At 64.5% G+C, this 12,214-nt stretch carries 9 protein-coding genes; 3 read left to right on the top strand and 6 right to left on the bottom strand.

Annotation, left to right across the window (positions count from 1 at the left end; all coding sequences use genetic code 11):
* Positions 1-55: 55 nt before the first annotated feature.
* The 5 genes from OUY22_RS21200 to OUY22_RS21180 all read right to left on the bottom strand — a co-directional run bounded on the left by OUY22_RS21200 (position 56) and on the right by OUY22_RS21180 (position 2,451).
* Positions 56-385: a 4a-hydroxytetrahydrobiopterin dehydratase family protein gene (locus OUY22_RS21200; RefSeq protein ID WP_270156814.1), complete on the bottom strand. Its 330-nt coding sequence runs from the start codon at positions 383-385 to the stop codon at positions 56-58.
* Positions 385-810, bottom strand: a complete 426-nt coding sequence (locus tag OUY22_RS21195; protein ID WP_270156813.1) for a plasmid replication, integration and excision activator — start codon at positions 808-810, stop codon at positions 385-387. The genes OUY22_RS21200 and OUY22_RS21195 overlap by 1 nt, the downstream gene beginning before the upstream one ends.
* A 123-nt stretch (positions 811-933) precedes the next feature.
* Positions 934-1,650, bottom strand: a complete 717-nt coding sequence (locus tag OUY22_RS21190) for a GntR family transcriptional regulator (protein ID WP_270156812.1) — start codon at positions 1,648-1,650, stop codon at positions 934-936.
* Positions 1,651-1,741: 91 nt separating this feature from the next.
* Positions 1,742-1,984 (bottom strand): hypothetical protein, encoded by a 243-nt coding sequence (locus OUY22_RS21185; RefSeq protein ID WP_270156811.1) that lies wholly within the window; start codon positions 1,982-1,984, stop codon positions 1,742-1,744.
* A gap of 56 nt (positions 1,985-2,040) precedes the next feature.
* Complete coding sequence (locus OUY22_RS21180; protein ID WP_270156810.1) at positions 2,041-2,451, bottom strand: hypothetical protein; 411 nt, start codon at positions 2,449-2,451, stop codon at positions 2,041-2,043.
* A gap of 121 nt (positions 2,452-2,572) precedes the next feature.
* Here OUY22_RS21180 and OUY22_RS21175 point away from each other — a divergent pair, with 121 nt between their 5' ends.
* Positions 2,573-3,790 carry an XRE family transcriptional regulator gene (locus OUY22_RS21175; protein ID WP_270156809.1) on the top strand — a complete coding sequence of 406 codons (1,218 nt, stop codon included), beginning with the start codon at positions 2,573-2,575 and terminating at the stop codon, positions 3,788-3,790.
* On the opposite strand, the gene OUY22_RS21170 is transcribed toward OUY22_RS21175, so the two are convergent.
* Positions 3,771-4,331, bottom strand: a complete 561-nt coding sequence (locus OUY22_RS21170) for an NUDIX hydrolase (RefSeq protein ID WP_270156808.1) — start codon at positions 4,329-4,331, stop codon at positions 3,771-3,773. The genes OUY22_RS21175 and OUY22_RS21170 overlap by 20 nt on opposite strands.
* A gap of 376 nt (positions 4,332-4,707) precedes the next feature.
* On the opposite strand from OUY22_RS21170, the gene OUY22_RS21165 reads away from it, so the two are divergent.
* Together OUY22_RS21165 and OUY22_RS21160 are read left to right on the top strand one after the other, a co-directional pair.
* Positions 4,708-8,697, top strand: coding sequence for an Eco57I restriction-modification methylase domain-containing protein (locus OUY22_RS21165; RefSeq protein ID WP_270156807.1), 3,990 nt, complete (start codon positions 4,708-4,710; stop codon positions 8,695-8,697).
* Positions 8,698-8,769: 72 nt separating this feature from the next.
* A complete protein-coding gene (locus OUY22_RS21160; protein WP_270156806.1) occupies positions 8,770-12,144 on the top strand; it encodes a helicase-related protein in 3,375 nt (1,124 codons plus the stop codon).
* The last annotated feature ends 70 nt before the right edge of the window (positions 12,145-12,214 follow it).

The raw sequence follows: 12,214 nt of genomic DNA, 5'->3' as shown, positions 1-12,214 counted from the left end.
TGGGAGATCCGAGGGGCCGCCGGAAGTTCCCGCTTCCAGCGGCCCCGCTTGCATGTCAGGCCGCCGAGCCGTCGACCCTCGGTAGGGCGAGCTGATCGGAGTCGGCCGGCTGCTGGTCGACCAAGCGCTCGCAGTCGGCGAGGTAGCGCGAGGCGGCCTGGACGATCTGTCGGGCGATCTCGACATCCCTGGGGGTGACCGGCCCGGCCGCGGTGGTCGAGACGGTCACGTCCACGCTCGGGCTGGTGATGGCGAAGTAGGGCCGCCCGGAGTCCAGCACCGAGGCCCCGGCCCGCAGCTCGGGCGAGTAGAACGAGATGCCGACGTTGGCCGGGTTGCCGGGGCTGAGCGAGAGCGTGACGTAGGTGTAGGGGTCGCGGAGCATCAGGCCGCCACCTCCTTACCAGCACCCGTCTGCTTGCCCTGGGCGACGGAGCGGGGAGCCCGCATCGCCCTCGCTCGCAGGGAGTAGGCCAGGCGTCCGGTGGTCTGGTGAACGTACGGCGTGACCGTCATCTGCTCGAACTCGACCGGCGTGATGGGCAGGCCGGGCGCAGGCGTCGGCGGGACCGGCTGCACCGGAGCGATGATCTTCACCGCGACCGTCTTCTGGGCGAGCTTGGCAGCCGGGTCAGCGTCCATGACGGCGACCTGCCAGACCAGTTCCCCGGTGGTCTTGTCCTTGGCGAACACGGTGCGTCCGCCGGTCGAGGCGGTGAAGTCCTTGACCTGTTCCACCTCCCCCACGAGGTAGCAGCCGTGCGGGAAGACGTGCTCGAAGGCGATCGGGATGGGTCCTTGGATGGCCATGTGCGTGATTCCTTCGCTCAGGACGAGCAGCTCATGCGCTCGTCCACTTGTCCGATTGAGTTCTACTGTAAGTCTTGCCCACTCGTCCGCACAAGTAACCGAGCCAGACGAGCGGGGTAAGACTTAGCTCACCTGATAGACATCCTCAAGCTCATGCAGGTCACCAGGCAGGGCCACACTCAGCACCAGGAGCACGCTCCCCGCCGGGTCATGCACGGTCGCCAGCACGCCCAGCACCGGCGACGAGGAGCCGAGGAGTTCGGCTTCCTCCTTGGTCGGCTTCCGTGCGGTCAGGCGTTCAGTGACGTGGTCGATCCGCAGATGCTTGACCGCTTGAAGATGTTGACGGACCCCATGCCGCAGCGGATCGGGCTTGTCCAGGTCGGTGCCGAGAGCGATCTCCAAGGGGAACCACAGCGTTTCCGCCGCCGACACCCGGTCGCCCTGCCGCATGACGCGCTGACGGGCGATCACGGGGGTTCGCTCGTCGACGCCCATCAGCTTGGCGACGTGCCGGGGGGCCGGCACCCTGCTCACGCTGACGATGTTCTCGGCCCTCTCGGGATGCTCGGCCGTCGACAGGCCGGGCCGTACCCGCTCGGTCGGGCTTTCCGGGCGGCCCTTCACGAACGAGCCCCGGCCGTGCTCCCGTTCGATCCAGCCTTGCATGGCAAGGGTCTGAAGCGCCCGCACAACCGTGGTGCGGCCGACGCCGAACTCCCGGACGAGTTGCGTCTCCGAGGGCAGCATGTCGCCGGGCGCATACTCCCCGTCCCGGATACGCTGCTGAATCGCCGTCATCACCTGGGCGTACTTCGGCGGGGCGAAGTCCATGCTCATGTTAAGCGCCCAATCACTTTTCCACTTGTCTGCATAAGCACAGTAGCGGCTAAGCGAATGCCTGTCAGGACCTCAGCCACCAGCGGGAAGGCTATTGAGCCCGCCCGGACAGCAGCGCCAGCCACACCGCCCGCGCCTCGGCCTCCCGCCAGGCATGGGTGTGCGCGACCTTCGGCTTCACCTCGTCCCCCTTGAACCGGCGGATGTAGGCCAGCCCGCCCGCCGCGCACAGCTCGTACCAGGTGTTGCGGTGCTCGTGGCAGGTCCAGGCCAGCACCCGCGACCAGGCGAACCGCCCCGGCTCGTGCCAGTCGAGCGGCTTGGCGCCCTCCATCAGGGGCGGGAGATGCGGAGATGGGCACGGCCCACCCCATGCCGGGGTCCTGTTGCTCACCGGTCGGTCCGTTCGAAGCGGACCTGCCCGGCCGCATCGAGCGTCGCGCGGAAGATGATCCGGCGGGACCAGTCGTCCGGCACGGTGCCGAAGTCGTAGACCCGGTGCGTGATCCTCCCCCACGGCCGCCGGGCCGGGTCCATCCGGCGCAGCGCCTTCCGCAGTTCGTCCATGGAGGTGGCCTGTCCGGCGCTGGTGCCGCACGGCCCGAGTTCGTCGGTCCCGTCAGCGGTGACGAAGACTTCCCACTCGAACATCTCCACGAGCACCTGGCCGCCGTCGCAGTACAGGCAGTCCTCCCGCGACGAGGTCTCCATGCCGAGCGCCACGGCGGCAACCTGCCCGCGTCGAGTGACGATCTTCCAGCCGCGCCCGTCGCACGCGGTGCACTTAACTGGTGTGGTCATGCCGGAAAGAATGGACCGCAGAGAAAATCAGTCCTATTCCCTCTGGATATATCACTGTGAGATATAGAGTTCTCAGCAGGAGCCATGCACCACCAGCCTGGGGAAACGACCGGAGGCCGGAATGCACGGGAACGCTTTCGAGCCGATCCAGATGCCCGCATGGGTGTGGGAGCGCGATGAAAGCCGCGAAATCCTGAAGAAGCGCGACATGGCGGGGTTGTTCAACCTCGCTGTCAAGTACGCCGGGGCTAGCCAGGTCCGCCTCAGCGCCGCCACCGGCATCGCCCAGGGCCGCATCAGCCAGCACATGCGCGGCCAGCGCCAGGTCAGCGACCTTGAAGTCTACGAGCGCATCGCCGCCGGCCTAGCGCTGCCCGACCACGCCCGCATGCTGCTCGGCCTGGCCCCGCTCGACATCGCCTCGCCCACTGGCGACCACGGCGACGAGCACCAGGAGCAAACCGAGGAACTCGCCACCCGCATCGAGGCCGCCGCCGCCATCGACCCCACGATGGTGATGATCCTCAACACCGACACCAACAATCTGCGCCTACTGGACCGCCGACTCGGCAGCGCCGCCATCGCCGACAAAATGCGCGCGCAAATCACCCAAATAGAACGCGCACAGCGTCATGCCGTACGGCCCGGCATACGCGCACAACTCGCCCACGTCCTCGCCCAGACCGAATCACTCGCCGGATGGCAGGCCATCAACACCGGCGCCCTCAACGACGCCTGGAACCACTACGAGAACGCCAAAGCCGCCGCCCGCGAAGCCGATGACCCGGCCGTCATTGCCCACGTCTCCGCCGAACAGGCATACGTCCTCATGGACCTGGGACAGCCCGCCCAGGCAACCGAGGTCCTCCAGTACGTGCAGGCCGTCTATCGCGACCGCATCCCCGCTCGGCTGCGTTCGTGGCTGGCGGCGGCCGAGGCCGAAGCCGCCGCGATCCTGGGCGACGAGGCGACCTGCCGGGCCGCGCTCGACCAGGCCGCCGCTCTCCTCCCGAGCGGACACAGCGACCCGGACACGCCCTACCTGTCGCTCGACATTCACCACCTCGCCCGGTGGCGCGGCAACTGCCTCGTCCGCTTCGGCGACCCCGGCACCATCGAGGACCTACGGTCAGCGCTGGCCGGCATGGACGGCACCTACAACCGCGCCGAGGCCGCCCTTCGCTGCGACCTGGGACATGCGCTGCTCGCCTTGGGCGACCCGGAGGCCGCCCAACCCCACATCCAGCGCGCGAAGCACCTGGCGACCATGACCGGCTCACGCCGGCAGCGCAAGCGCATCGACGAACTCAGCCGGCGCCTTACCCGCGCTCTCCGTTGAGCCGATCCCGAGCCGCATACAGACCCACCAGCGTTCCCGAGGTCCAGATGTCCCCCCGGGCGATCATGTCCGGGATCTCCTTCATCGGGACCCACTCGATCAGGTCCGCCTCGATCTCCCCGCTGGGTTCCTTCACCAGCTCGGCACCGCGGGCGAGGTACAGGTTGTGCTCGGAGTCGACCATGCCGGCCATCGGCTGATAGGTCACCAGGTGCTCGATCTCCTTGACCCGGTACCCGGTCTCCTCCTCCACCTCCCGGGCCGCCGTCTCCATCGGGTCCTCGCCAGCGTCGACCAGGCCGCCCGGCAGCTCCCAGCCCCACCGGTCGAACAGGAAGCGATGCCGCCACATCATCAGCACCCGCTGTTGCTCGTCGACCACCACGGCGATAGCGGCCCGGTCCAGATGCACCGCGTGATGCTCGAAGCGCTCCCCATCCGGGATCTCGACGTCCACCAGGCCGAGGCGGATCCACCGATTGTCATAAATCAGCCGCTCACCATGCACGACCCACCGCGACCGCTCTTCATTGGTAGCCACACAGCGAAGCTACCGCCCGACATCGCCGAGGTACACGGGAACTTAGACGCCATCGCAACAACCTGACCGGCTCACGCTTACGGGCGTTGCTCCCCACAGCATCACGGAAGCGCTGACACATCTGGTCCCGAAGTACACATGTATGCGCACTTCGGGAGCATCCCACCTAGAAAAGTCCCTCCACATCATTGGAACGTCGTCCGATTAATCCCAAATATAGATGTTTGTCTTCATTATTTCCTTCTAATAGGAAATGAGCGAAACAATCATGCACGTACCGACATGTAACACTTGCAAGGAAAGGAGCGACTGTCCGTAAAATGCGCCCCTAGCAGGAATAAGCCGACGGCAAATCCTTGGGCGAAGGGTCGCGGACGTGATCGCAGATGTGGCGGAGCGGTTTCTGGAGGACGTCGAGGCCCGGGACCTGCCGTGGACCGCTCCAGCCGATGCTCCGGCCGCACTGATCACTGATCGGGTTCTACTCGGCAACGGCGACGCGCCCGTAGAGGTGGCTATCGCCTACAGCGAGTCCGGTGCTCCCAAGACCGATGAACTGCGCCGTCTGTGGAAGCTGCGGCACAACAACCGCCCCTCCCCGGTCCTGCTCGTCGTCTTGTACAGCACGGCCGGAGCGGTGAAGGCAGCGACCTGCGGGATCCTCGACGACCCGATCGTGGACCTGGACACCGACCAGGTCGGCCGGATCTGCATCTCCGCTCTGGCTGAGCCGAACCAGCACGTGGCTCAGCGCACCCTCGCGCGTCTGCTCACCGCCCTGCGTAAGGAGGAATCCGCCCCCGGCCTGCTGAACAAGGGGTTGTTCGCAACCCACGAACTCCGCAACGGCGTCCCACTCCGACCCGACTGGGCCGCGGCGGGCGCGGCTGCCAGACCACTGCTCAGGCTGCGCGGGCTCGCACTGATCCAGGCGCTCGGGTACGGCACGGCCTCTCGCGGTTCGGTGGCGATGCTCCTCACTCACCAGGGGACCTCCCGATCCATCGCGGTGCTGCTGGAGGACGGGGAGGCCTTCGACAGGCCGTCCTCCCGGTTCGGCGCGGTCTCCCCGGTCTCGCACGCAATCTCTGTGGCCGCTCGGGAGAACCTGCCATGGGTGATCGTGCTGCGTGGCAGCCAGATCCGCTTGCACCCAGTCCAGCCCACAATCGGCGTCGGGCGTAAGAGCCAGGGGGAGACGTTCACCGAGCTGGACCTGGCGCTGCTCTCGGACGACAACGCCGCCTACCTACACCTGCTGTTCTCACCCCAGGCGCTCGCTCCCGAAGGCACCGTCAGCCGGATCCTTATCGACTCGACGCGCTTCGCCGCCGAGCTGGGCGGCCGACTCCGCGAGCGGGTCTACCGCGACGTGGTCCCCAATCTGGCCGTGGCGGTGGCCCGGCAGATGAGGGCCACCACCGAGGCCAACCTCCAGGAGGCCTACCACCGCACGCTCATCATCCTGTTCCGGCTGCTGTTCGTGGCCTACGCCGAGGACCGAGCGCTGTTGCCGTACGGACGCAACCCGCGCTACGACCGGCACGCGATCAAGACGCTGGCCAAGGACTTCGCCGACGACCCGGGCCAAGCGTTCGACGATTTCGCCACCTCCCTATGGGACGGCATGCAGGCGGTATGGAATGCCATCGACGGCGGCAATGCCGGCTGGGACATTCCGCCTTACAACGGCGGCCTGTTCTCTCATGATCCGCAGACCAGCCCGTCAGGTGCCGCGTTGGCGGGCATGCGGCTGACCGACGCGGAGTTCGGGCCCGCGCTGCACGCCCTCCTGGTCGACACCGGCCCCGACGGCACGCAGGGTCCGGTGGACTTCCGGTCGCTGAGCGTCCGCGAGTTCGGCACCCTGTATGAAGGTCTGCTGGAATCGTCGCTGTCGATCGCGCCTACCCCGCTCACCGTGGACAAGGACGGGAATTTCGTCCCGGCCAAGGACAGCGACCTGATCGAGGTACCGGCCGGGGCGATCTACTTCCACAACCGGTCCGGCAAGCGCAAGTCCACCGGGTCGTACTTCACCAAGTCCTTCGCGGTCGAGCACCTGTTGACCACTGCGCTGGAGCCGGCGCTCGACGAGCACCTGGACCGGGTCCGGGCTCTGCTGGAGGCTGGGGACGAAGCCGCGGCAGCCGAACTGTTTTTCGATTTCCGCGTCGCGGACCTGGCGATGGGCTCGGCTCATTTCCTGGTCGCAGCGATCGACCGAATCGAGGCCCGGTTCACCGCGTTTCTCGGTGAACACCCTATCGCTGCTGTCGGTGACGAGCTCATCCGACTGTCACAGGCCGCCCAAGAGGCCCTCGGCCCACGGGCCACCGAGGTGGAAATCGAGACCTCCTCACTGCTGCGCCGCCAGATCGCACGTCGCTGCATTTATGGCCTGGACCTCAACCTCATGGCGGTTGAGCTGGCCCGCCTGGCCATCTGGATCCACACTTTTGTGCCAGGCCTACCGATGTCCTCCCTCGATCACGGGCTGATCGTCGGCAACAGCCTCACGGGCATCGGCACTCTCTCAGAAGCTCTTGAAGTCTTAGAGCCGAAGTCGTCGATTGGGCAGATGTCACTGTACGCCGACAAGATTGAGGAGGCGCTTCAGGTCGCCAGTGAACGACTCAAACGAGTGGCACGAACGGACGAGGCCAAGAAGGCGGAGGTGCAGGACGCCGCAGACGCCTACCGCCTAGCGCTAGTCGACGCTGCCGATGCGAAACATATTCTCGACGCGGCCGTGGCTGTGCGGCTGGGACTCCTGCCGCTTCCCGTCGACGCCGATGACGCCATCACTTCGGTTGCAGGTGACGACGATCGAGCCAAAACGATCCGCCAGGAGCTGGAAAGGTTCGGAGTGACCCACCTCCCCTACCGGTTCCCCGAGGTCTTCGTACGATCCACCCCCGGGTTTGATGTAATTCTAGGCAATCCACCGTGGGACAAGGTGCGGTGGGAAGCGGCTCCATTCTGGGCTGGGATTTTCCCTGGAGTAGTCGCGCTGAAAGACGAAGCGCGGAAAGCGAAGATCACAGAACTCCGTAAGATGCATCCGATGGAGGCCATTCGAGAGCAGGAGGAGATGGCCCATCGGGAAGTTCTCCAGCAGCTTTTCAAAGCATCATACGCGCTCCGGGGTGATACGCATCTAGAGTTCGCACAGCTGATGCTAGAACGCGCACTGAAGCTGAAAAGAATATCCGGCTACCTAGGGTTAGTTCTACCCCGACAAAGTATGGTTCTGGCCGGATGGAAAAGACTACGCAGGGAACTCACTGCAAAATATGATCTCCGTATCATACAAGGCAGGAATCACTCTGAGTGGATCTTCGAGGACGTCGAGTCTCGCATCGCAGTGGTATTCCTAAGCGCTTCGCCAACCCAAGCACCCGTAACACGTATTTGGATTGCCAACAGTCCAAGCGACGTCACTGCCGCTACAGATGAGAACGCTATCGTCCTAACACAGGGGGAGGTAGCGTCATTCTCCGACAGCCACGTCATCCCATGGTTCGCCACTCCTAACGACCGACAACTCTTTGAGACTATGCGACACAAGCCTCGATTGGCTTCAGGAGAAGGTTGGATCATGGCTTCACATGATGCTCGATGGGACTTCACGGGCAGTGGCCCCGACCGTTCTCTCGCAGTGCGCGAGAAAGAAGCACATTCTTGGAAGATACTGATGACAGCACATGTCGATCAGTTTCACTTTGACATCAGCGTAAAATTCAAGCAGTTCGTCAGAGATCTGGACGCCCTTTGCCTCAAGAATCGCGGCATCGGTAGGAAAAAAGGGGAAACGGTTCTAACGGAGCGGCATCCAATGATCATATTTCGCCGCCCGAGCACCGTAGACAATTCTCGCACCATGATCGCGACAGCCCTTCCCGAGGCAGGGCTACTACACAATAAAGGCTACATATCCGCCGCCATGCATGATGCGGAATCAAACAGCACTCAAAGGCTCGCCCTCCTCGGCCTGTTAAACACTTTATGTGTTGACTGGTGGGCGCGCCGTTTCGTCGACCGGCATGTAACAGCTCCAGTGATCAACCAAATTCCTCTTCCAGACTGGTCTCAGGAACAAATCGCCGAGGCTGCCGAGATCACGAGTTGCCTACTCGCTCGTCATGGATATACCCGTTTAGCTGGCGGCATTACCGTCGGCAACACCAAAACCGATCCGGAAATCAAGCTCCGCGCACGGTTAGAACATCTAGCGCTAGACGGTTACGGACTCGATCAGCAAGACCTTGAGCTGATCGCAGCGGACTTTAACGAGACCGGACTCCCCATGGACCTTCGGAGAGAGCTGGATGTCGCTCATGTGCCAGCCAAAACCAAGCGCTGATCGGTAGTCCCATTCCCCATTCCGCGAACAGGTGGCCGCGTCCGCGTAATGGCCAAGACAGGAGAAGGTTCGGTGTCCGTCACTCCCTCCGGTGACTTCCGGCCCACGTTCGCCACCAACCATGCCGAACATGGGCGGACGGTCGCCAATGAGATCAACATGCTGTTGGAAGGGATGCGGACCAAACTGTCGGAGGCACCGTCAGTCGCGATTGCCTCCGCTTACTTCAACCCCGGCGGGTTCGTGCTGTTGGCTGATGAGCTGGAGAAAACCGGGCCAGTGCGGCTGCTGCTGGGCGCCAATCCGGACGAGAACCGGCCCAGAGTTCGACCGCTGGACACCGGGCTAGGCCGACGCGGTGAGCGTGAGCAGGTCCGGCGGGCGCTGGAGGGTCACCTGCGCCGTCTGGAGGAAGACCGCGACCTGCTGGGGTTCACGTTCGAGGCCGACGCCGCAGCCCGCCGTCTGGTCGGCTGGCTGCGTTCGGGCCAGGTCGAGGTGCGGCGCTATGAGGCCGGGTTCCTCCACGGCAAGGCGTTCATCGTAGACGGCGGGATCCCTGGTGTGATCGCCGGGTCTAGCAACTTCACTTATGCGGGGCTGGCCCGGAACAAGGAGCTCAATCTCGGCCAGTACCAGCCGGAGACGGTGGGCGCTGTACGCAGTTGGTTCGAGGAGATGTGGCAGGCCGCCAAACCGTTCGACCTGGCCACGCTCTATGAATCGCGCTGGCAACCGCACCTGCCATGGGAGATCTTTCTGCGGATGCTGCACGAGCTGTACGGCTCCGAAGTTGAACAGGAGCAGGCGGCCCGGGGCCGTTCCCGTCTGAACCTAACGGCGTTCCAGTCCGACGGCGTGTGGAGGGCACAGCGGATCATTGACCGACTCAACGGCGTTATCATTGCCGACGAGGTCGGCCTGGGCAAAACGTTCATCGCGGGAGAGATTCTTTACGAGGCAGTCATCACAAACCGGCAGAAGGCGCTCATCGTCGCACCTGCGACGTTGCGCGACTCCACTTGGACGCCGTTCCTACGTGAAAAAAACTTGCATGCCGACCGGGTCTCCTACGAGGAGCTCGCTAACGGCTTGCCCAATGCCGGGCAACTAGGCGCGGCCCTGCAAAACCCTGACGAGTACGCCTTAGTTGTGGTGGACGAGGCGCACGCACTGCGCAACGCCTCCACCAAACGGGCTGATGCGTTGCGCACGCTTCTGACCGGCAGCACCCCCAAACGGCTGGTGCTGCTGACCGCGACCCCGGTCAACAACAGCCTTTACGACCTGTACAACCTGATCTCCTACTTTGTCACCAATGATGCGGCCTTCGCCGGATCAGGGGTGCCCTCGCTGAAGAAGTACTTCGACCGGGCGATGGCGATGAACCCTGACGACCTGTCGCCGGAGCACCTGTTCGACGTGCTAGACAAGGTGGCGGTGCGCCGCACCCGCCGGTTCGTTCGCAATCACTATGTTGGCGACCGTGTGGTTATAAACGGTGTGGAGCGGGAGATCACCTTCCCAACACCGCGGGTCCGGCGGGTGGACTACAACCTGGACGAGGCCCTGCCGGGGCTGTTCGATCGGTTGGCCACCGCGCTCGGCGCCCATGTCGACCACCTCGACGACTCGGCGGATGCGGTCATCCTCGACGCCCCCGGCGAGGTGCTCACCTTGGCGCGCTATGTGCCGTCCCGGTTTCGGCGCGGCGGTCGCGAGGAGCAGTACGAGCAGCAGAACGCCGGCCTGCTGCGCTCGGCGCTGCTCAAGCGGTTCGAGTCGTCCGCCTATGCCTTCCAGCGCACTCTGCAGAAGATGGTCGCCGGTCATGAGGCATTCCTGTCCGCCCTCGATCAAGGAGTGGTGCTAACCGGGGATGCGCTGCGCGAGTGGGCGGCTTCCGACAGCGACGATATCGACAACTTCGTCGCCTCTTACGACCAACACGCAGCCGGCGGTAATGCGGAATCGGTGAAGAACGCCGCCGAATTCGACGTAGCCGCGTTGCGCGACGCCGTCGAGGCAGACCTGGCGCTGCTGCAGTCCTTCCACAAGGAGGTCGAGGACCAGCAGGCCGGGCCAGACCCCAAGGTTGACGCTCTCGTCGAGGAGCTTGCCCAGATCGCCGCCGAAGCGGCCGCCGAAGGCATCACCGACCAGCAGACGCGCGACAAGCGCAAGGTACTTGTCTTCTCCTACTACGCCGACACCGTCGAGCACCTGCACGCCCGGCTGCTCACTGCGATCGAATCCGACCACCGCCTAACCGTCTACCGAGGCCGAGTGGCCACCGCCGCCGGTCCTGACCGCAACGACCGCTCGCAGGTCATCGCCGGGTTCGCTCCTCGTACGGCAGGCGGCGGAGGTGAGGAGGATCTGTACGACCTGATCATCGCAACCGACGTGCTGGCCGAGGGTGTCAACCTGCAGCAGGCCCGCCACATCGTCAACTACGACCTGCCGTGGAACCCGATGCGGCTGGTTCAACGGCATGGTCGCATCGACCGTATCGGCTCCGACCACCGAGAAGTGTTCCTGCGCTGCTTCTTCCCTGACCAGCAGCTTGAACGGTTCCTACGCTTGGAAGAGCGCCTACAGCGCAAGCTCAAGCAGGCTTCCGCCGCTACCGGTGTGGGGGAGGTCCTGCCCGGGTTCGCCGGCCGAGACGTCAACCTCACGGAAGCCCGCGAGGAGATCGAACGGCTCCGCCGCGAGGAGGCAACCCTCTTCGAGACCGGTGGTGCCTCGGCCCTGTCAGGTGAGGAGTACCGGCGCCGACTACAGGCCCAACTCAACAACCCACAGGTGCGCAATGCCATACTGCGCCTGCCCTGGGGAAGCGGCACGGGATTCACACGGGTCGGACGGGCTCAACCCGGGCTGGTCTTCTGCGCCCGCATCGGCGACCACCCCCGGCCTTGGTTCCGCTACGTCCCACTAACGGAGGACTTGAACGTCACTCACGACGAGCAGGGCCGTACCGTCGTCGTCGACGACACGCTCGCTTGCCTAGCCGCAGCCGACCCAGGCGATCCCGCCACACCCGCAGACCTTAGAGATGCTCTGTATCAGGCGGCGTTTATGGCCTGGGCGCACGCAAAGCGGCACATCCACGAGGCCTGGACCTACAACACGGATCCGGCCCACCTGCAGCCGTCTATCCCAAAGGTGATGCGCGATGCCGCCGATCTGGTGCGTCAGCACGGCGCCCATCTTGGAGAACGCCAAGACGAACTGGTCGACCGTCTCCAGGCACCCTACAGCCCCCGAATTCTGCGCGACGTACGAGAAGGTTTGGCGCATCCCGGCACACCCAGGCAACGGGTGGATCATGTGGCAGACCTCGCCGACCGGCTTGGCCTGGTCCGCCAACCTGCCCCCGATCCCCTGCCACCGATAACCGAAGACGACGTCCACCTGGTCTGCTGGATCGCCATCGCCTGAACCGGTGAAATGGACAACGGTCCTACAGCCTGATCTGCCGAATTACGCTCGTAGCAATCAAGGCGGCGGC

The organism is Nonomuraea corallina, from assembly GCF_027620315.1.
Taxonomy (GTDB): domain Bacteria; phylum Actinomycetota; class Actinomycetes; order Streptosporangiales; family Streptosporangiaceae; genus Nonomuraea; species Nonomuraea corallina.
This window is presented reverse-complemented; position numbering and strand designations above follow the sequence as displayed.

Coding starts and splice junctions, on each gene's coding strand:
- OUY22_RS21185 (WP_270156811.1), bottom strand. CDS start 1,984: ATGGAGGGCGCCAAGCCGCTCGACTGGCACGAGCCGGGGCGGTTCGCC.
- OUY22_RS21180 (WP_270156810.1), bottom strand. CDS start 2,451: ATGACCACACCAGTTAAGTGCACCGCGTGCGACGGGCGCGGCTGGAAG.
- OUY22_RS21200 (WP_270156814.1), bottom strand. CDS start 385: ATGCTCCGCGACCCCTACACCTACGTCACGCTCTCGCTCAGCCCCGGC.
- OUY22_RS21175 (WP_270156809.1), top strand. CDS start 2,573: ATGCACGGGAACGCTTTCGAGCCGATCCAGATGCCCGCATGGGTGTGG.
- OUY22_RS21195 (WP_270156813.1), bottom strand. CDS start 810: ATGGCCATCCAAGGACCCATCCCGATCGCCTTCGAGCACGTCTTCCCG.
- OUY22_RS21190 (WP_270156812.1), bottom strand. CDS start 1,650: ATGAGCATGGACTTCGCCCCGCCGAAGTACGCCCAGGTGATGACGGCG.